The 20,601-nt window shown below is 65.9% G+C and carries 18 protein-coding genes; 10 read left to right on the top strand and 8 right to left on the bottom strand.

Annotation, left to right across the window (positions count from 1 at the left end):
* Positions 1-15 precede the first annotated feature (15 nt).
* The 3 genes from DQG17_RS16060 to DQG17_RS16050 form a co-directional block, all read right to left on the bottom strand.
* Entirely contained in the window at positions 16-933 is a 918-nt protein-coding gene (locus tag DQG17_RS16060) for an MBL fold metallo-hydrolase (protein ID WP_116133867.1), read from the bottom strand.
* 77 nt (positions 934-1,010) lie between these two features.
* Positions 1,011-1,709, bottom strand: coding sequence for a ribulose-phosphate 3-epimerase (gene rpe / locus DQG17_RS16055; RefSeq protein WP_116133866.1), 699 nt, complete (start codon positions 1,707-1,709; stop codon positions 1,011-1,013).
* An 84-nt stretch (positions 1,710-1,793) separates the two neighbouring features.
* On the bottom strand, positions 1,794-2,129 hold the full coding sequence (locus DQG17_RS16050) for a hypothetical protein (RefSeq protein ID WP_116133865.1): 336 nt from the start codon (positions 2,127-2,129) through the stop codon (positions 1,794-1,796).
* 180 nt (positions 2,130-2,309) lie between these two features.
* Between DQG17_RS16050 and DQG17_RS16045 the strand changes: the two genes are divergently transcribed.
* Positions 2,310-3,137, top strand: coding sequence for a sulfite exporter TauE/SafE family protein (locus tag DQG17_RS16045; protein ID WP_116133864.1), 828 nt, complete (start codon positions 2,310-2,312; stop codon positions 3,135-3,137).
* Between the two features lie 110 nt (positions 3,138-3,247).
* On the opposite strand, the gene gap is transcribed toward DQG17_RS16045, so the two are convergent.
* Positions 3,248-4,249 carry a type I glyceraldehyde-3-phosphate dehydrogenase gene (gene gap / locus DQG17_RS16040; protein ID WP_116133863.1) on the bottom strand — a complete coding sequence of 334 codons (1,002 nt, stop codon included), beginning with the start codon at positions 4,247-4,249 and terminating at the stop codon, positions 3,248-3,250.
* A gap of 766 nt (positions 4,250-5,015) precedes the next feature.
* Positions 5,016-5,378, bottom strand: a complete 363-nt coding sequence (locus DQG17_RS16035) for a phasin family protein (protein ID WP_116133862.1) — start codon at positions 5,376-5,378, stop codon at positions 5,016-5,018.
* Positions 5,379-5,616: 238 nt separating this feature from the next.
* Between DQG17_RS16035 and DQG17_RS16030 the strand changes: the two genes are divergently transcribed.
* Positions 5,617-6,243 (top strand): 50S ribosomal protein L25/general stress protein Ctc, encoded by a 627-nt coding sequence (locus tag DQG17_RS16030; protein WP_116133861.1) that lies wholly within the window; start codon positions 5,617-5,619, stop codon positions 6,241-6,243.
* Between the two features lie 139 nt (positions 6,244-6,382).
* Here DQG17_RS16030 and DQG17_RS16025 read toward each other — a convergent pair whose 3' ends face one another.
* Entirely contained in the window at positions 6,383-7,894 is a 1,512-nt protein-coding gene (locus DQG17_RS16025; RefSeq protein ID WP_116133860.1) for an acetyl-CoA hydrolase/transferase family protein, read from the bottom strand.
* A 380-nt stretch (positions 7,895-8,274) separates the two neighbouring features.
* Here DQG17_RS16025 and pdxY point away from each other — a divergent pair, with 380 nt between their 5' ends.
* The 6 genes from pdxY to DQG17_RS15995 all read left to right on the top strand — a co-directional run bounded on the left by pdxY (position 8,275) and on the right by DQG17_RS15995 (position 16,576).
* A complete protein-coding gene (gene pdxY / locus DQG17_RS16020; protein ID WP_116133937.1) occupies positions 8,275-9,135 on the top strand; it encodes a pyridoxal kinase in 861 nt (286 codons plus the stop codon).
* A gap of 126 nt (positions 9,136-9,261) precedes the next feature.
* A complete protein-coding gene (locus DQG17_RS16015; RefSeq protein ID WP_116133859.1) occupies positions 9,262-10,812 on the top strand; it encodes a CYTH and CHAD domain-containing protein in 1,551 nt (516 codons plus the stop codon).
* Between the two features lie 125 nt (positions 10,813-10,937).
* Positions 10,938-12,806, top strand: coding sequence for a cobaltochelatase subunit CobT (gene cobT, locus DQG17_RS16010; protein ID WP_116133858.1), 1,869 nt, complete (start codon positions 10,938-10,940; stop codon positions 12,804-12,806).
* 161 nt (positions 12,807-12,967) lie between these two features.
* Positions 12,968-14,185 (top strand): hypothetical protein, encoded by a 1,218-nt coding sequence (locus tag DQG17_RS16005; RefSeq protein WP_116133857.1) that lies wholly within the window; start codon positions 12,968-12,970, stop codon positions 14,183-14,185.
* 171 nt (positions 14,186-14,356) lie between these two features.
* Entirely contained in the window at positions 14,357-16,156 is a 1,800-nt protein-coding gene (locus DQG17_RS16000) for an aminopeptidase P family protein (RefSeq protein WP_116133856.1), read from the top strand.
* Between the two features lie 72 nt (positions 16,157-16,228).
* Entirely contained in the window at positions 16,229-16,576 is a 348-nt protein-coding gene (locus DQG17_RS15995) for a DUF427 domain-containing protein (protein ID WP_116133855.1), read from the top strand.
* Positions 16,577-16,645: 69 nt separating this feature from the next.
* On the opposite strand, the gene DQG17_RS15990 is transcribed toward DQG17_RS15995, so the two are convergent.
* Positions 16,646-17,752 (bottom strand): porin, encoded by a 1,107-nt coding sequence (locus DQG17_RS15990; RefSeq protein ID WP_157973636.1) that lies wholly within the window; start codon positions 17,750-17,752, stop codon positions 16,646-16,648.
* Between the two features lie 241 nt (positions 17,753-17,993).
* On the opposite strand from DQG17_RS15990, the gene DQG17_RS15985 reads away from it, so the two are divergent.
* Positions 17,994-18,980, top strand: coding sequence for a LysR substrate-binding domain-containing protein (locus DQG17_RS15985; RefSeq protein WP_116133853.1), 987 nt, complete (start codon positions 17,994-17,996; stop codon positions 18,978-18,980).
* Between the two features lie 202 nt (positions 18,981-19,182).
* Positions 19,183-19,695 (top strand): GNAT family N-acetyltransferase, encoded by a 513-nt coding sequence (locus tag DQG17_RS15980; RefSeq protein WP_116133852.1) that lies wholly within the window; start codon positions 19,183-19,185, stop codon positions 19,693-19,695.
* Positions 19,696-19,745: 50 nt separating this feature from the next.
* On the opposite strand, the gene DQG17_RS15975 is transcribed toward DQG17_RS15980, so the two are convergent.
* Entirely contained in the window at positions 19,746-20,510 is a 765-nt protein-coding gene (locus tag DQG17_RS15975) for a phytochelatin synthase family protein (protein WP_116133851.1), read from the bottom strand.
* Positions 20,511-20,601 lie beyond the last annotated feature (91 nt).

The following is a 20,601-nucleotide window of genomic DNA, read 5'->3' as shown; positions in this document are numbered from 1 at the left end:
CTTCTAGTCGGGGACTCACTCCCCTTCCGCGACAAAACGATAAGACGATCCGTCCCGCTCCGCACGGCCCAAACCGCCGCCCGGCAGGTGAAAGCCGATGACCGGCATCTGCATGGCTGCAATCTGGTCCAACAACGCCACGCGCGTCGCGGCCGCCAGTGCCGTATCCTGATCCGAGCCCGAAGGCCAGTCTGGCCGGGCAAAGGCCACGTGGTGATTGCTGATCGCGTCGCCCAGCACCATCAGGCTTTCGCTGCCCGAACGCAGTTCGAACGACATGTGACCGGGGGTGTGACCCGGGGTCATGCGGGCGGCGACGCCGGGCAGGATCTCCTCCCCGTCGGCGAAAAACAGCATCGCGTCTTCCATCGCCTCAAGCCGTCGTCGCGCGCCGATGGCGAATGTCGTCCGCGCCGCGTCGATCCGGTCCGCCGTCTGCGGGTCGATCCAGAAATCCCATTCGGTCTTGCCCATCATGTGCTGGGCATTGGCAAAGAACGGCTCGTCGAAATCGTCGAGCACGCCCCAGAGGTGATCGGGATGACCATGGGTGAAGATCACGTGGGTGACCTCTTCGGGGGCAAGCCCGATCGCGTCGAGCGCCGCGGGCAGTTTTCCGGCCGTATCCTGAAAAGTCAGCCCGGCCCCGGCGTCGAACAGCACGACGTCCTCGCCCCGGCGCAGGAGCGTGAGGTTGCAGTCCGGCAGAAGCGGCGTGTCGAGCGAGATGTGGAATGGGGCCAGCACCGCGGGCAGCGCCTGTTGCGGCATCGGGCCAAAGATGAAGTCAGGCGGCAGCACGAGGTGCCCGTCGCTGAGGGTGTCGATGCGCATGTCGCCAAGCGCGATCTCGGCCCGCGCCCACCGCGGAACCAGGGGCAGGAACGCCCCGGCCAAGCTCGCCTGCAGCATCCGGCGTCGTGTCAGTGTCATCTGAGGTTCCTCCCGCCCCGTTTCGGCGGCAGTTTCACATTCAGATAGACGAATAGCAACAGGCGGGTCCGCCCGGTTCAGGCGGTTTCGCGCGCGCCCTCGGCCGCGGCCCGGATCGCCCGGATATTCTGGCCATAGGGCGCGGGATTGTCGACCGATCCGCCCTTGAACACCGCCGAGCCCGCCACCAGCACGTCGGCACCAGCGGCCGCCATCAGCGGGGCGGTTTCCGGGGTGATGCCGCCGTCGATCTCGATATGGACGGGGCGGTCGCCGATCATGGCGCGCAGTGCGCGCACCTTCTCGATCTGGGAATGGATGAACTTCTGCCCGCCGAAGCCTGGGTTCACCGTCATCACCAGGATCAGGTCGACCATGTCGAGCAGATAGGCCACGTCCGCGATTCCGGTTCCGGGGTTGAGCGCCACGCCCGCCTTCATCCCGGCGCCGCGGATCGCCTGCAAGGTGCGGTGGATGTGCGGGCCCGCCTCGATATGCGCGGTCAGGAAGTCGGCGCCCGCCTCGGCATAGGCCTCGATAAAGGGATCGACCGGCGCGATCATCAGGTGCACGTCCATGACGGTTGTCACATGCGGGCGGAACGCCTTGACCGCCGGCGGACCGAAGGTGAGGTTCGGCACGAAATGACCGTCCATCACGTCGACATGCACCCAGTCGGCGCCCTCGGATTCGATGGCACGGATCTCTGCGCCGAAGTTGGCGAAATCGGCGGAAAGGATCGACGGCGCGATCTTGATGGAACGGTCGAAGGTCATCCTCTCTCCCTCGCAGTCACCGGTGCGACAGAGGCGGGATAGCCCGGAATATCCGCCGAAGTCGAGCGCAGATCGTCCGCCGGCTCAGACCGTGTCGAGCCGGGTCCAGTGCAGCATCTCGGATTCGGCGATCCGGCGCGCGAAGGGCGCGAGCCCGGCCGGGCCGGAGGCGCGATCCTTGAAATGGATGCACAGATCCGGGCGCCGCGCCGCGATCAGCCCTACCAGTTCGCCCCGCAACATATCGTCGAGCCCTGCTCCCACCACGACCGAGCGAATGTTCGGCTCGGCATCGAGCTGGGCCACGACCTCCTCGCGGTTGTGAGCGCCCAGCCATTGGATGGGCAGATCCTCGAGTTCTCGGGCAGCCTGCCGGACCACATCGGGCAGACGACCGACCAGAAGTACGACGGGTTTCATGACGTTCTCCTCAACGAGCGTTTCACCGGCGCCGGGCGGTGCCGGACGTCTCATTCTATCACAAAACGGACGCAAGTTCCGCCTCTGCCTGACGGCTTGCCAGCGCCGGGCAGCACGCTACAACCGATGCTGCGGGTGCAGCGGTAGCAACCGGCGCCGACAGCGAAAGGCAGGATCGCCATGACAGACATCAGCCTGATGCAGGCGGCCATCCTGCTGGCCGGGCTTTGCGCCACCGCGGTGCTGGCCGGACTGCTTGCCGGGCTTCTCGGCGTGGGGGGCGGCATCGTTCTGGTGCCTGCCTTGTTCTGGCTGCTGTCGGCCACGCATTTCCCGCCCGAGATCTCGATGCACATGTCGGTCGCGACCTCGCTTGCCACCATCATCTTCACCTCGCTCAGCTCGGCCCGGGCGCATCAGAAGCGTGGCGCCGTCGATACCGGGCTGCTGTGGCTTTGGGGGCCCGGCATCGTGATCGGGGCGCTGACCGGCGGGCTGGTGGCGCGCTACATCAATGCCGACGGCCTCAAGGCGATCTTCGGCGGCATCGCGCTGTTGGTCGCGGTCAACATGGCCGCGCCGCGCAATCTGGTGCTGGCGGCGCATCTGCCGGTGCACCGCGCCGCAAACTGGGCAATTGCCAGCATCGTCGGCCTGCTGTCGGCCCTGATGGGGATCGGTGGCGGCACGCTGTCGGTTCCGATCCTGACCGCCTTTTCGGTCGAGATCCGCCGCGCCGTCGGCACGGCGGCGGCCTTCGGCTTCCTGATCGCGCTGCCCGCCACAATCGGATTTGTCGCCTCTGGCTGGGGCCTGCCCGGCCGGCCGCCGGTCTCGGTGGGTTATGTCAGCCTGCTCGGCGCTGCGGTGATCCTGCCGTTCTCGGTTGGCTTCGCGCCCTTCGGCGCCCATCTCGCGCACAGGCTCGACACGGTCTGGATCAAGCGCGCCTTCGCGCTGTTTCTTGCCATCACCGCGATCCGCATGCTGCGCTCGGCACTTGGCTGAGCGCGCCGCGCGACCGCGCACCTTGCCCCAAAGCACCGCCCAAACGCAAACCGGCCGGGCACAGGGCCCGGCCGGCGTTTTCGGGGGAAGCCCCCGGGATCAGATCGCGATCAGATCAGCGAGCCCATCTTGACCGCGGTATCGGCCATACGGTTCGAGAAGCCCCATTCGTTGTCGTACCAGGTCAGGATCGAGCAGAAGGTGCCGTCCATGACCTTGGTCTGGTCGAGGTGGAAGATCGACGAATGCGGGTCGTGGTTGAAGTCGGACGACACGTTCTTGTAGACGGTATAGCCCAGAACGCCCTTCATCGGGCCATCGGCCGCGGCCTTGATCGCCTCGTTGATCTCTTCGACGGTGGTCGCACGCTTGGCGATGAACTTCAGGTCGACGACCGAGACGTTCGGGGTCGGCACGCGGATCGCGAAGCCGTCCATCTTGCCCTTCAGGTCGGGCAGCACCAGACCCACGGCCTTGGCAGCACCGGTCGAGGTCGGGATCATCGACAGTGCCGCGGCACGGCCACGATAGAGATCCTTGTGCAGGGTATCGAGGGTCGGCTGGTCACCGGTGTAGGAGTGGATGGTGGTCATCATCCCCTTCTCGATCCCGATCAGGTCGTTCAGCACCTTGGCGACCGGCGACAGGCAATTGGTGGTGCAGGACGCGTTCGATACCACGAGGTCGTCCTTGGTCAGCACGTCGTCGTTGACGCCGAAGACGATGGTCTTGTCGGCACCCTCGCCCGGAGCCGAGATCAGCACCCGCTTGGAGCCGTTCGCCAGGTGGAAGGCCGCCTTGTCGCGCGCGGTAAAGATACCGGTGCATTCCATCGCGATGTCGACGTCGCCCCAGGGCAGTTCCTTGGGATCGCGGATCGCGGTCACCTTGATCGGACCGCGGCCAACGTCGATCGTGTCTTCGGTGGTGGTGACGGTGCCGGGGAAGCGGCCGTGCACGGAATCGAAGCGGATGAGGTGCGCGTTGGTCTCGACCGGGCCCAGATCGTTGATCGCGACGACTTCGATGTCATCACGGCCGCTCTCAACGATGGCGCGGAGCACGTTGCGTCCGATGCGGCCGAAACCGTTGATGGCAACTTTCACAGTCATGGTCTTTTCCTCATTTCAGAGCGGGAACATAGCGGCCTTGCCACGAATCGGGCCGTGGCGCCGAAATGCAGAACAAAGGTCCTTGTGCATGGGGCTCAGGCCCTCGGCACGTGTCTTACTCGCTGGCGCGACGATGTCACCCTGCAAATGTTGACGCAATCATCCGGGCAAGTGCCGCGGGGCGCGCGTCCGCAGGCCGGTTCGCCGGTGCCCCGACCGGCGTGGCGGATCGCCGCACCACATGCCGCCCTCTTGCAATGCCCGTGGCCGCCCCGGGCCATTGCCCGATTGTGCAGGTGCAGCATCCGCTCCGATCCCAAGTCCTGCTGGTTTCCCAAAGCGCCTGGCCACTCTGGTACCCGGCAACGCGCCACCCCGATTCGGCGCTGCAGCATGAGACGGAAACCCGGCTTTGCGCTGGCGGCAACACTCGCCCCCCGGGTTCCGGCGAGACCTCGACGCTGGAAGGGCGACCGTCTTGGCGTCAATCTGCCACGCCCTGCTGCAGCCGCGGGAAGCCTTCCGAACCGCTTTGGCTGGCCGGAAGTCCGCCCCGCGTCCGGTTTCGGCGCCCGAAACGGGCCGAGACTGACCGCGAGGCACCGCGCGGCGCGCGGCTTGAGTCGTCACACCCTGCACCCGCTGAAACAGAAACCGCCGCCAGCACCCCTTGGGTACGGCGGCGGCCAGGGCCGTTCTCATTTTCGAACCACGCAACTCCAGCCCCCCCTCGGGGTCCTCCCGGTACATTGCGCTTCCCGGCGTGTCAGTCGCCGGACCCCTTGACCTCAAGCTCTTCGAAGGCAGACTGTTGCATTCGCACCAGTTTTCCGATCTCGGCGCAATATTGGTCAAAGGCCGTCTTGAAGAAACGCCCCTGTATCTCCTGGAACTCCACCGGATCGGTGCAGCCCAGACATTCGCCCTGAACTTTCAGGTTTTCCTGCATCCGCCGTGACAGGAACCCTGTCCACTCGGCATGCATGGCGGCCATCCGCTCCAGCATCGCTGGATTCGACCAGACCGCGGCCGTAAGCCCGAGCTTCTGCCATCGACTGGCAAGATCCATCATCCGTTCGACCGCTGCCGCCTTCGGCATCTCTGTCGACATCTCCTTCATGGCGTTCATGCGACCCACCCCCTCAGCTGACGCGACTCCCCCGTCGCGGGTTGCCGGTATCAGGTTTACGTATCGTTAACGTTTCGTCCATGACCTCAATCAAGTCAGGCGGGGATTTCCGGGTGGCCGCTGTCCCTCCGCGCGCCAGGATTAGCCCTTTCCCTTAAGGCGGTTTCACCTTATAGGGCACGCTTCTACAAACCTGGGCATACACCCTTGGAGGATGCCCGCAATTCAGGAGATACCAATGGCTGGCGAGATTCCAGATCTTAGCGCCACGGTACGCACGGGGACAGGCAAGGGGGCCGCTCGTCAAGCTCGCAGGGACGGGCTCGTACCAGGCATCATATATGGCGGCGGCAGCGACCCGGTTGCCATCAACCTGCCGTTCAACGTGCTGCTCAAGCGGCTCCGGGCGGGCCGCTTCCTCTCGACGCTCTTCAACATGAAGGTCGAGGGACAGGAAGACGTGCGCGTGATCTGCCGTGGCGTTCAGCGCGACGTGGTCAAGGACCTGCCGACGCATGTCGACTTCATGCGCCTGCGCCGGACCTCGAAGGTCAACCTGTTCATCCCCGTCGAGTTCACGGATGAAAAGGACTGCCCCGGCCTGAAAAAAGGCGGCGTTCTGACCGTTGTGCGCCCCGAGGTTGAACTTGTGGTCACCGCGGGCGACATCCCCGAGAAGATCGAGGCTTCGCTTGCCGGGCTCGATCTGCACGACCACGTGTCGATCTCGATGATCAAGCTGCCCGAGGGCGCCAAGCCGACCATCGACCGCGATTTCACCATCGCCTCGATCTCGGCCCCGTCCGGCCTTGCCGCCAGCAGCGATGACGCGGAAGACGATGCCGAGGAGGCCGGCGAGGAGTAATCCCCGGCCGATCCCGGACGTTGGTCCCAGACGAAAAGGCGCGCCGAAAGGCGCGCCTTGTTTCGTTTTCGGGATCGAGTCTGGCAGGATTTCAGCCTGCAGGGCCAGCCGCGGTGGCCGGCCCTGCAGGTTGGGGGACCTAGGGCCGCATCGAGCCGGTTTCGACGAAACGCTGATGCCAGGACAACGCCTCGGTCAGCAGCGACGGCGATTGCTGGCCGAACGAGCCGCGCAGCGCGCGTTCATAGTAGTCCTTCAGCGCGTCGCGGAAATCGGGATGGGCGCAGTTTTCGATGATCAGCATGGCACGCTGGCGCGGTACCAGCCCGCGCAGGTCGGCCAGACCCTGTTCGGTGACGATGACCTGCACGTCCTGCGCGATGTGATCGACATGGCTGACCTGTGGCACGATCGCCGAGATCGCGCCGCCCTTGGCCGTCGACGGGGTCATGAAGATCGAGACGAAGGCGTTGCGCGCGAAATCGCCCGACCCGCCGATGCCGTTCTGGATTTTCGATCCCATGACATGGGTCGAGTTGACAGCGCCGTAGATGTCGGCCTCGATCAGCCCGTTCATGGCAATGCAGCCCAGCCGCCGCACCAGTTCGGGATGGTTCGAGATCTCTTGCGGGCGCAGGATCAGCTTGTCGCGGAACCACGAGGCATCGCGGTTCAGCCGTTCCGCCATCGCCGGGCTCAGCGAGAACGCGGTGGCCGAGGCCATCAGCAGCTTGCCCGATTCAAGCAGGTCGATCATGCCGTCCTGGATCACCTCGGTGAACGAGGTCATGTTCTCGAACGGCGCATCCATCAGACCGGCCAGCACCGCATTGGTGACGTTGCCGACACCCGACTGCAGCGGCAACAGCGACGGCGGCAGCCGGCCCTGCTTGACCTCGTTCTTGAGGAACTCCAGCAGGTGCCCGGCAATTGCCTTGGCGTTGGCGTCGGGCGCGGCAAAGGGCAGGTTGCGGTCGGGCGAGTCGGTTTCGACCACGGCGACGACCTTGGCAGGATCGCAGCGGAAATGCGGCTGGCCGATGCGGTCGTCGGGCCGGATCAGCGGAATCGGCACCCGGTTCGGCGGCAGCGCCGTGCCGTAATAGATGTCGTGCATCCCGTCGAGCTGCAGGTTCTGCCAGGAGTTCACCTCGAGGATGATCTGCTTGGCCTGGTCGAGCCAGGTCTTGTTGTTGCCGACCGAGGTCGACGGGATCAGGTCGCCCTCGGGCGTGATCCCCGCAACCTCGATCACCGCGGTATCGAGCGGGCCGAGAAAGCCCTCCCAGGCGATCTGCGCCACGTGGCTGAGGTGCATGTCGAAATAGTTGATCTCGCCGCGGTTGATCTTGTCGCGGGCGATCGGATCGGAACTGTAGGGCAACCTGAACCCGATCCCGTCCGCCTTGGCCAGCGCGCCATCAAGTTCGGGGCCGGTCGAGGCACCGGTCCAGACGCCGATCTTGAACGGATCGCCCGCGGCGTGGGTGGCTTCGATCTGGTCGGCCAGCGCCTGCGACACCACCTTGGGATAGCCGGAGCCGGTGAAGCCGCTCATCCCCACGTTCATTCCGTTCTTGATGAACGTGGCGGCCTCTTCCGCGCTCGTTATCTTGGCGCGCAGCCCGGCGTGTGCAATTCGGCTCGACATGGACGGTATCCTCGCTTCGGCAGTGGTGCATCAGGCTTCAGCCAGTTCCTGGTCCCATCGGGCAAGAACGTGAAATCGCTGAGGTCGATTGCGCTCTTAAACGAAATGTCGGGCGGAGTGAATGCCCACAGGTATTACTAGCATATCAGTTTTCGCATTTCGCCTAGCACCTGCGCGCATTGCAGGGTCCGGGCGACCTGCTGTCGCCATTCGCGGGCTTGCCGTCGAAATCCACCGCCAAAGGGGGCACGCGGCCGTCCCGCCGTCCGGTCGAGCGATTGCACCCGCTTGGCCATCTGCTCTATGGGAAACCGGTCAACCCCGCCGATCCGCCCGCCAAACAGCCCCGGATCGCCCAACAGGCCGGAGAGCCCTTGCCGATGCGTCCGCCCCTCGTGATCTCGATTCAGAGCCAGGTCGTCTTCGGCCATGTCGGCAATTCGGCTGCGGTCTTTCCGATGCTGGCCGCAGGGCTCGAGGTGGCAGCGATCCCGACCGTGGTATTCTCGAACACGCCCGACTATCCGACCCTGCGCGGTCGCGCGCTGCCCGGCGATTTCTTTGCCGATCTGCTGCTCGGGGCCGAGGAACGGGGCCTGCCCGGACGCGCGGCCTTCATCGTCACGGGCTATTTCGGATCGGTCGAGGTGGCGCTGCTCGCGGCCGGGTTCATCGCCCGGGCCAAGGCCGCGAACCCGGGGCTGCGATATCTGTGCGATCCGGTGATGGGCGATGCGGGTCCGGGGCTTTATGTCCCCGAGGCGATTGCCGAGGTGATGCGCGACCGGCTGCTTCCGCTGGCCGACATCGCAACGCCGAACCCTTTCGAGCTGTCGCATCTGACCGGGATGGCGATTGCGACGCTTTCCGATCTGCAACGCGCGGCGGGGCGGCTTTCGCTGTCGCCAGAGGCGCAGCTGATCGTCACCGGCTGTGCGCTGGCCGAGACGCCGCCGGGGATGATCGAAAGCATCCTGTTCGGCCCCGACGGGATCGGCCGGCATCCGACCGCACATGTTCCCGTCGCACTCGCCGGCACCGGCGATCTTTATGCCGGGCTGATCATGGCGGGTCTGGGGCGCGGCCTGCCGCTGCCCCGTGCGGTGGATCTGGCGCAGACACAGACCACCCGTGCCCTGCTGCAGGCACAGCGGCTTGGCGCCGCCGAGGTGGTGCTGAGCGATCCGGAATTCCGCAACGCCTTGCTGACCATGGGCAGCGTTGAGAACACGCCGGGCTGACCGGCCGGCCCCAAGCTTGCGCATCGGCGGACGGCCGCATGGTCGGGCGCCGACAGTCGCGCCGGCCTGCGCCGCTCGTACCTGTTATGGCTTGTACCTGAAGTATGCTTTTTATATATCCCGGATATGACCGAGATCGAGTTGAAATTCGTCCTCGACGAGGACTCCGCCCGCCGCCTGAAAACCAGGCTGAAGTCGCTGGGGCTGGCCGCGGGCACGACACAGACCCGGACCCTGCGCAGTGTCTATTTCGACACCCCGGACTACCGCTTGCGGCAGGCCGGAACCGCGCTGCGCCTGCGCCGCGACGGGCGGCGCTGGCTCCAGACCATCAAGTCGAACGCGACTCTGAGCGGTGGCCTTCAGCGCAGCGACGAGGTCGAGACCCCGGCCCCCGGCGGCCGGATCGATCTGACCCGGATCCCCGAGCCGGCCCTGCGCGCTGAAATCGAGGCTGCGGTCAACGGTTGCGAGTTGCTGCCGGTCTGCGAAACGGTGATGAAGCGCGCCGCCTCGATGCTGACGCTGCCCGGCGGTGCGCGGGTCGAGCTGTCGATCGACATCGGCGAGATCATTGCCGGCGACCAGAAACGTCCGTTCCGCGAGGCCGAACTGGAGCTGATCGAGGGCGAGGTCGATGCGCTCTATAACCTGACCGGACAGCTTTTCCCCGATGGCGGGCTGCACCTGTCGACCCTGTCGAAATCCGCCCGCGGCTTCATGCTGGCCGAAACTGGTCAGGTCGAAGCCGACCCCCTGCCCCGCAACGCGCGCGATGTGCCGCTGTCGCCCGCGATGACATCCGAGATCGCGGCGCGCGACGTGCTGCGCGAATGCTTCGATCAGATCGCGACGAACGTCGATCTTGTCTGCGCCACCGACGCGCCCGAAGGCCCGCATCAGCTGCGGATCGGGCTGCGCCGGTTGCGTTCGGCCTTCTGGATCTTCCGACCCATCATCGGCCATCCCGAACTCACCCGCCTGAACGACGAAGCGCGCCACCTTGGCGCCGAGGTCGGCGCGTTGCGCGATCTCGATGTGGTGATCACCGATCTGGTGGACCCGGCAGCACTCGAGCATCCGGCCGAGCCCGGTTTTGCCGCCCTGCGCAGCGCAGTTGAGACCCGGCGCGAGGCGGTGCGCGACGAACTGCGCCGCGCGCTTGTCGCGCCGCGCACCCAGGCGTTCCAGATCGACCTCGCCTGCTTCATCGAGACCCGGCGCTGGCTTGCGCCCGAGGATTTCAACCAGACCGCGCGGCTGGCGCTGCCGATCCGCGCACACGCCGACGCGGCGCTGGCGAAATGCTGGAAGTCGGTCCGAAAGCGCGCGGCAGGCATCGACCATCTGTCGATCGAACAACGCCATGAACTGCGCAAGGAACTGAAGAAGCTGCGCTATACCATCGAGTTCCTCGGCCCGCTTTATGCGCCGAAGGCGGTCGACGAATTCGTCCGGCGGCTGAAAAAGCTTCAGACCGTCTTTGGCGATCTGAACGATCTGGCGATGGCCGAGGCGATGCTCTGCAAGGCCGACAGCCCCGGTGCGCGCAATGCCGCGGCTCAGCGCGCGGTCGGCTGGCTTCTCGGCACCCGTTCCGCCCATGCCGAAACCGCCTGGTGTCACGCGAGGGAGCTTTGGAACGGCCTGGCGACCCGCAAGCCGTTCTGGAACTGACCCCAAAGGCGCGACCGAACGGATACACAGGTGCGTGGCCTCGGGCCGGTCGGAACCTGCATGGCATCCCCTGCCGAATACGCCTAGGATGCCCCTGAATAACGCCCACAGCGCCCGAGACGACCATGTCCCAATCCGACAATCCCGCCGATCCGTTCAAGAAAGCCTTGATAGAGGCGACGCGGGTCATGGCCGACGACCCCGAGATCAAGATCCAGTTCACGGTCGACCCGCCGGGGATGTCTGGCGATCAGATGCGCCTGCCGCAGGTCAGCCGCCGCATGACCCGCGACGAGGTGATGCTGGCGCGCGGGACCGCCGATGCCTTTGCGCTGCGCCACCGCTATCACGACGCGGCCGTGCACCGCCGCTATTTGCCCGCGGGCCAGATGGCGCTTGACCTTTATGAGGCAATGGAGACGGCGCGCTGCGAGGCGGTGGGTGCCCGCGTCATGCCCGGCACCGCGGTCAATATCGACGCAAAGATCGCGAACGAGGCCAGCCGCAAGGGCTATGCCCAGATCACCAAGTCGAGCGATGCGCCGCTGTCGGTCGCCGCGGGATATCTGATCCGCCAGCTTGCCACCGGCCGCGATCTGCCCGAGGGCGCCCAGCATGTGCTCGACCTCTGGCGCGACTATCTCGAAGGCTCGGCTGCAGACACCCTGACCGGACTGGAGGGATGCCTCGACGATCAGGCTGCCTTCGCCCGCTTTGCCCGCAAGGTGATCGAGGATCTGGGCTATGGCGACCAGCTCGGCGAGGATCCCGACACCGAGGACGACAACGACCCCGAGGACGCCGAGGACCAGCAGGAAGACACCGAAAGCGAGCAGTCCGACCAGGACGACAGCCAGCAGGAGGATGAGGCCGAGGCCGACCGGGAGCAGGAATCGACCGACGATTCCTCCGAGGCGCAGGTGTCGATGGACGATGCCGCCGATCAGGAGATGAGCGACGAGACCGAGATGCCCGATGGCGAGGCGCCGCTCGAACCGCCGCCGCCCGCGCCTGTCTCCGACGCCGACCCCGCTTATCAGGTCTTCACCAACGCTTTCGACGAGACGATCAGCGCCTCCGATCTGGCCGAGCCCGAGGAGCTGGAGCGGCTGCGCGCCTATCTCGACAAGCAGCTCGAACCGCTGAAGGGCGCCGTTTCGCGGCTGGCCAACAAGCTGCAGCGCCGGTTGCAGGCCCAGCAGAACCGCAGTTGGGAGTTCGATCTGGAGGAAGGCATTCTCGACGCCGGCCGGCTGGCGCGGGTGGTGGCAAACCCGACGACGCCGCTCAGCTTCAAGATCGAAAAGGACACCGAATTCCGCGACACCGTGGTGACGCTGCTCTTGGACAACTCGGGCTCCATGCGCGGCCGGCCGATCTCGATTGCAGCGATTTGCGCCGATGTTCTGGCGCGCACGCTCGAACGCTGTTCGGTCAAGGTCGAGATCCTCGGCTTCACCACGCGCGCCTGGAAGGGCGGGCAGGCCCGCGAGTTGTGGCTGAAGGAAGGGCGCGCCCAGCGGCCCGGTCGGCTGAACGACCTGCGCCACATCATCTACAAGTCCGCGGACGCGCCCTGGCGGCGGTCGCGCGACAACCTCGGGCTGATGATGAAGGAAGGCCTGCTGAAGGAAAACATCGACGGCGAGGCGCTGGAATGGGCGCACCGCCGCGTCACCGGACGGCTCGAGGCGCGCAAGATCCTGATGGTGATCTCGGACGGCGCGCCGGTCGACGATTCAACGCTTTCGGTCAACCCGGCGAATTTCCTTGAAAAGCACCTGCGCGACGTGATCGCCATGATCGAGCGGCGCAAGCAGGTGGAACTGATCGCCATCGGCATCGGCCATGACGTGACGCGCTACTACCAGAAGGCGGTGACAATCACCGACGTCGAACAGCTTGCCGGCGCGATGACCGAGCAGCTTGCCTCGCTGTTCGACACCGACCCGCGGGCGCGGGCGCGGTTTGCGGGGATTAAGCGGGCGGGCTAGCGGCCTGCCCGAAACGCTGCTCAGCATTAATTGACAGTTTCTCTCGGAATCTTTATCGAGGCGACACTCTCCCAGCCTCAGGCCAGGCCGAGTTAATTCCAAACCAGACGGGGGCGGGATTGGCCAGCGGCCACCGCCGCCCGGAAACGGGAGACTTTTCCATGCGTTCTCTTCTTCTCGCGGGGGCAATTCTGCCCCTGTGCGGCTCTGTCGTCTCGGCGACAACGGTTTCGCCCTTTCTGCTTGCCGACCAGACCACCGACAGCGTCGTGCTGCTGCGCGACCTCAATGGTGACGGCGACACCAACGACCCGGGCGAGGCCACGACCTATTTCGACGCGACCAACAATTCCGGCCTGTCCTCGCCGACCGGCAACGTCTTTAGCGTCACACAGGCCGCAGGCGGCGCCGTCTATCTGGGCGATGGAAGCACCGACACGATCTACCGGACGCTCGACAAGAATGGCGATGGCACTGCGAACGGGGCGGGCGAAGCGACGGTCTGGTTCTCGGGGTCGGACAACGCATCGGGTTACGCGCTGAACACGCCGAACGGCATCGCCGAAGGGCCGGATGGTGCGATCTATGTGGTCGAGGCTGACACCAAAGGCAATCCAACCGGCGACTATGTCTATCGCACCATCGATCTGAACGGCGACGGCGACGCCAACGACGCGGGCGAGGCGACCCGCTGGCTCGATCTGACCGCGATCAATCCCTCCTCCTCGCCGTTCGAGATCGCCTTCGACGGCGACACGGCCTATATCGCCGACACCTCCGGCGCCACGCCCGACACGATCTATGCCGCCCGCGATGCCGATGGCGACGGCGTGATCGGCGCGTCCGAGGTCACGGCTTTTGCAACCGAAGGCCAAGGCACGACAGCCGAGTTCGACCTTGCCATCGCGGCGGGCCTGGGCTCGGTCTGGACCTGGCAATGGCAGGCGGGCGAAGATGACATCGCCTCGGTGTTCCGGCTGACCGACCTCGACGGCTCGGGGATGATCGACGGAGATGGCGAGACAGAGGAGGTGTGGAACACGAGCGTGCTCGGCGACACCTACGATTTCCTCGCGGGCTTTTCCATGGCGCTCAACGAGCAGACTGGCGAGTTCCTGATTACCTCGAACGATTCCGACTCGATCGGCGACTGGGTGATCCGGCTGCTCGATCTCGACGGCGATGGCGCCTTCTGGGGTGATGACGAATGGAGCGCGGTGCTCTTGCTCGCGGACAGCGGGACCTATCCGCAACGCGCGCGCGACGTCGCTTTCTTTGACCAGCCCGCCCCTGTGCCGCTGCCGGCCTCGCTGCCCGCACTTGCCGCAGCACTTGGCGGGCTCGGGATCCTGCGCGCGCGCCGGAACCGCGCCGCCTGATCCGGGACCGACATCGGATCCTCGGGGCGCGCTGGCCAATCTGATGCCAGCGCGCCCGACCCACCTGCCCGCGGGGCTCGCGGCCGGTCGCCGCGGGCCTTGTGTCCCGCCGCCCGTCACGGCTAGGTGTTCGCGCCGGAGCGCTTTGCCGGCAGCAACGGGATCCCTGCCATGTTCCAGTCCTTCGACGCTCCGACACGCCCCGAGGACGGGCCGCCTCGTCTGGCGCTGCTGCGCACCGAGATCGCGGCAGCAGGGCTCGACGGTTTTCTGGTGCCGCGGGCGGATGTGCACCAGGGCGAATATGTGGCGGCGCATGACGATCGGCTGGCCTGGCTGACCGGTTTCACCGGCTCGGCGGGGTTCTGCGCGGTGCTGGACGGCATTGCCGGGGTCTTCGTCGATGGCCGCTATCGCCTGCAGGTCCGCACCCAGGTCGATCTCGACCATTTCACGCCCGTTGCCTGGCCCGGAACCAAGCTTGGCGACTGGCTGGTGGCGCAACTGCCCGAGGGCGGGCAGATCGGGTTCGACCCGCGGCTGCACACGGTCGAAGAACTGCGCAAGCTTTCGGCGCGCTGCGGCCCCGCCGGGATCGGTCTTGTCCCGACCGCGAACCTGATCGACCGGATCTGGGCCGACCAGCCGGCCCCGCCCCTGGGACAGATTGCAGCCCATCCGCTGGAACTTGCCGGACAGAGCCACGAGGCCAAGCGCGCAACCCTGGCCGAGGCGCTGCGGGACGACGACATCGCCGCCAATGTGCTGACACTGCCCGATTCCATCGCCTGGCTTCTGAACATCCGCGGCAGCGACATACCCCGCAATCCGGTTCCTCATGCCTTTGCAATGCTGCACGGCGATGGCAGCGTCGATCTGTTCTGTGCGGCCGCCAAGGTCTCAACTGAATTGCACAGGCATCTCGGCACATCGGTGCGGCTGGCCGAGCCCGAGGCCTTTGGCCCGGCGCTGCAGGCGCTGACCGGCCGCGTGCGGATCGACCCGTCCAGCGCGCCGGTCTGGGTGGCCGAGCAGCTTAAACTGGCCGAAATCGTCGAAGGCCGCGACCCCTGCCTGCTGCCCAAGGCACGCAAGACCGCGGCCGAGATCGCCGGGATGGAGGCCGCGCATCTGCGCGACGGCGCCGCCATGTGCCGCTTTCTCGCCTGGCTCGACGCCGAGGCGCCGAAGGGCGGCCTGACCGAGATCGCCGTGGTGCGCCGGCTGGAGCAGGAACGCCGGCAGGACCCGATGCTGCGCGACATCAGCTTCGATACCATCGCGGGCACCGGCCCGCATGGCGCCATCGTGCATTACCGGGTGACCGAGGCGACCGACCGCGCCGTCACCCCGGGCGAGTTGCTGCTGATCGACAGCGGTGCGCAGTACCTGGACGGGACCACCGACATCACTCGCACCGTCGCCACCGGCCCGGTGACGGACGAGCAACGGGCCTGCTTCACCCGGGTTCTGAAGGGCATGATCGCGCTGTCGCAAGCGCGCTGGCCCAAGGGGCTTGCCGGTCGCGACCTCGACCCGCTGGCGCGGATCGCGCTGTGGCGGGCCGGGCAGGATTACGACCACGGCACCGGTCACGGGGTCGGTGCCTATCTTTCGGTGCACGAGGGGCCGCAGCGGATATCGCGGCTTGGCGAGGTGGCGCTGGACCCCGGCATGGTGCTGTCGAACGAGCCTGGATATTATCGCGAGGGCGAATTCGGGATCAGGATCGAAAACCTGATCCACGTGGTCCCGGCCCCGGCCCTGCCCGGCGCCGACGACCGCCCGATGCTGGCGTTCCGGACCCTGACCTGGGTGCCGATCGACCGCCGGCTGATCGAGCCATCGTTGCTGTCCGCGGACGAACGCACCTGGCTCGACATCTATCACGCGGCCGTTCGCGACCGCCTGTCCGAGCGTGTCGAGGGCGCGGCAGGCCTATGGCTGGACGCCGCGACAGCGCCCCTGTAGGTTAGGGCTAACATCCAAATTATTTGATACGACCCGCGCTATTCTCGTGGGACTCATAGCAAGGAGACCTCCATGGTTTACCATATCAAAATTCGAAGAGCTGGCGGCACCTGGGTTGTTCGCGCAGGCGGCGCCGTACTGGCTGAAAGTCACGATGCCCTTGAACTGATCGAAGGCGAAATGAAACCGGTGATCTATTTCCCGCGCGAAGACATCGCCATGGCGTTCCTCGAACGCTCGGAACAGACCACCCACAGCCGGCACATGGGCGACGCCAACTATTATGCGATCTCGACGAAAAGCGACATGCTGTCCAACGCTGCCTGGTCGTATGAAAACCCCGCCGAAGGGATCGAGCGGATCAAGGATCACATCGCCTTCTACACCAACAACGGCCAGATCACGCTGGAACAGCTCTGATCTGACGGTTCCTACCGGGCGGCGCGGCTTCGGCCGGGCCGCGCGCCTTTGGCGGCGGCGGCACAGGGATCAGAACGTCCAGCGCATCCCGACCATGGTCGAACTGGCATCCCGGTAGGATGCCGCATCGTCATCGTAGGCATAGCTTATCCAGCCGACATAGGCATCGATCTTCGCCTTGTCGAAGCTCTGTACCGCCTCGACGCCCCAGGACCTCGAGGACGAACCGTCCATTCCCAAATCCTCGCCGTTGTAATAGTCGACCGCGACCGCAGTGCTGCCCACGGCCAGGACATCGCCGATCCACCCCAGCTTGCCATAGACATAGCTGCCGGCATCGGGCTCGGCCCCCGCGGCGACGGTCGCGTTCAGCCCGGAGGGCTTGTGCAGGACCGAAATCGAGCCGAGGCGACGGTTCGTGGTATCCCCGGTATCGGGATCATGTACCCAGGACCAACCGAGGGAGGCGGCAACCGTCGTCGCGCCAAGTTCGCCGCCATAATTGACCGCGATGTCGTAATAATCGTTGTCGTCGCCCTCGGTCAGAATGTCGACGCCATAGGCTGCGGCGGCGCTGAACCCGGAATATTCGGGCGTGTCATAGCGCACGCGGAATTGCCTGCCGCCGTTATAATCCATGAAGGCACTGCCAATATTGATGTCCGACAGATCTCCCGAGCTTTGGCGCAGGAAATAGCCCCCCGCCGTATCCGAACGGCTCACATAGCCCGCAAGCGATGTCCCAGACAGGTCCTGCTCCGGCGTTCCATCGGTCGCCATCGAGCCCTGCCCGGCCGACAGCTTGCCGAAAGCAGTGTCGAGGATCAGTTCGAAGTGCCTCAGGTCGGTCTTGTCCCACTCCCAGATCGGCTCGAAACCCTGGCTGAACGCCGAGGATTGCGGCGCCCCAATCGAGGCCTCAAGATTGAACCGAAGGCCGACACCGGCACCAATGCGCCAATCGAGGATGAACCCGACCAGCGAATTCGAAATATCATTGTCCGCGAGGTTCCCAAAGCTTTCCTCGCCATCGTCGAACCCCAGATAGGTCGGGCTGAGCTGGCCATAGAAGATAACGTCACCACTGGCATCGGAATAGCTGAGCGGGTCGGCAAGCGCGGCAGTCGCCAGCAAGACGGCGGCTGGTCCGACCCCGAGCGAAACGACTGGTCTCACGGCAATTCTCACTCGGTTTCTCCACCAAAGCCGCCGATCCCCCGGCGGGCGGACGGGGCGAGGCACGCGCACAACGATCATAAACGAGGCCTTAGCCATAGCACATGACGTGCATATTTCGGACTTGGTCCACGCGCGCGCCACTGCCGGATTTTCCCATATCCGGGCGCCGATGCGCAGTCCACTCTTTCAATCCATAAGACGACCTTGCGCATCCGGTGACTTTTCATATGCTTCCATTATGAATGTAACACTCCGCCAACTCCGCTATTTCGTCGCCGTGGCAGAACAGGGACAGATTGGTCGCGCCGCCGAGGTCTGCCATGTCAGCCAACCAGCACTGTCGGTGCAGATCAAGGATCTGGAGCAGGGTCTCGGCGTAATGCTGCTGGAACGTCAGCCGCGCAAGGTCACGCTGACCCCTGCGGGCCACGAGGTGCTGGGTCATGCCCGGCGTGTATTGGCCGAAATTGGTGCGCTGGAACGGACGGCGCGGCTGACCCGCGGGCTTGGCGGGCGGCTGTCCATCGGGGTGATCCCGACGGTGGCGCCCTATCTGATCCCGGCCGCGCTGCCGCTGCTGCGGGCCGAAAACCTTCGGCTCGACCTGCGGGTGCGCGAGGCTCGCACCGGAACCCTGATCGAGGATCTGGCCGAGGGCCGGCTCGATGCCGCCGTGATCGCGCTCCCCTCGGGGGAACAGGGGCTTGAGGAAACGCCGCTGTTCACCGACCGCTTCCTGCTTGCCGGGTCCTGCGACCAGATCGGCCGGATGCGCGCCGAAGGCCATGTGCCCGACCCGACCTCGCTGCTGCCGCGCCAGCTTTTGCTGCTGGACGAGGGACATTGCCTGGCCGATCAGGCGCTGGCGGTCTGCGCGCTTGACCGGCGCGACACGCGGGTCGATCTTGGCGCCTCCTCGCTTTCGACCCTTGCGGGGCTGGTGGGCGGCGGCTTTGGCCTGACGTTCCTGCCCGAGCTTGCCGCCGCGCGCGAATCTGCCGCCGCCCCCGAGATGGCGCTGACCCGGTTTCCCGAACCCCAGCCGCAGCGCGTGATCGGGCTGGTGCGCCGGGCCAGTTCGCGCGGCCAGGGCTGGTTCGGCACGCTGGCGGCGATCCTTGCCCGGGCCGGCGACGAGGTGATCGCTGCAGCCCCGGGGGCGATTGCCGCACTGGCACTGGCCCCTGAAACGCCAGCCCGCGGCACACCGACGACCACAGGTTAGGCCGACAGGGCGATACCGCCTCTTGACCCCGCGCCGGTTTGCGCTAGGGTTCCGGCCATGAGCATGATCCGACCCCTGTCCAACCGCTGGTTTTACCGCCGCTATTCATAGCAGCGGTGCCTGGGAGAGATCACTCGAACAAAAGCCGCCACAGAGCGGCTTTTTTCGTGTGCGGTCCTCTGTGGCACCAGAGGAGCCTAAGATGGACTGCCGATCCGACCTGACCCTGACCGACCTCCGCCCCCCCGAGCCGTCAATCCGCCCGGTGCAATGGGCCGACATACCGCGCCTTGCCGAGATGATCGCGGCATTGGCCGCGCATCACGGCGACACGCCGGCGCTTGACCGCGCCACACTGCGCCGCGACGTCCTTGGCGACGCCCCCTGGATCACGGTTCTAGTGGCCGAAAGCGACGGTGCGCTTGTGGGATATGCCGCGCTGCTGCCGCTGGCCCAGCTTCAGGCCGGTGCCCGCGGCATGGATCTGCACCACCTTTACGTCGAGTCGGGATGGCGCGGGCGCGGGCTTGGCCGGCGTCTGATCGAGGCCGCCAAGGCGCAGGCGGCCGGGCGCGGCTGCGGCTATCTCACCGTTGGCACCGATCCCGCGAACCACGCGGCGCAGGCGGTCTATCCCTGCTGCGGCTTCGAGGTTCAGGCAAGCCCCGGCCCGCGGTTCCGCATGAGCCTCAAGCCTGAGACCGCGGTCGCCTGATCCAGCGCCGGGGCGGCGGGACCGGTGCGCTTGCGCCGGCCCTCACCGGGTCATTTCGCGATGTGAACGAACCCGCCGGTCTGGCCCTCCAGAACCCCGTGCTCGGCCGAGGTCGGCTTCAGCATGGCGTCCAGCAGAACCTCGGTCGGGGTCCAGTAGGGAATGTACCATTCCTGATCGACCTCGAGGATCAGCACCTTGTCGTTCGGCGCATCATAGGCGCCGATCAGCGACACATGCGGCCCGTCCCAGTCGCCGGTCACCACGCCCTGGTTGAAATAGAGCAACATCACGTCGTCGGCCGAGGCCTCGTTCGCGGCCAGCATCGCCTTCATCGCCGCCAGCGTCTCGGCATCGTTCGAGGTCGGGTGGAAGGTTTCGACCGTTGCACCATCGAGCCCGGTCGCGGCCAGCGCCTCGCCGGTGAACTGGACAAGCTGGTCGAAGGTCACGCCATCGCCGCCCTCGGCCGAAAGCGACGCCCAGTCGGCATCGCCCACCACCTCCAGCAGGTCGGACTGGGTCGTCACGGTGTCCTCGGCCAGCGCCGGCAGGCCGCGCAGACCGTTCACTGCCGCGGTGACCGAAGCGATGGAGCAGGCCGAGGTCGTGAACTGCGGCTTCACGAAGGGCGCAAAGGCCCAATAGTCCGGCGCCGGCTGTTCGCGCAGGAACGTCGTTTCGGCGGTCATCGGCACCGCGTTGGGGCCAAGTTTGGGCGCAGGCGTCTCGTCCTGTGCGGCAAGCGGCAGGGCAAGGGCCATGGCTGCACCAGAGGCGATAAGCGCCACGGCGACAGAGCGGAGTAGTGTCATGGGATGATCCACATAAGTGATATCCCGGCACGCTAGCAAAGCGCCTGAAACTGTCAACGCCGGAACCATGCGCTGCCGCTTCGTCAGCTTT

The sequence above is a fragment of the Tropicimonas sp. IMCC34043 genome, from assembly GCF_003390845.1.
GTDB lineage: Bacteria > Pseudomonadota > Alphaproteobacteria > Rhodobacterales > Rhodobacteraceae > Tropicimonas.
The sequence above is the reverse complement of the archived record's forward strand: the minus strand, read 5'-3'. Positions and strand labels throughout refer to the sequence as shown.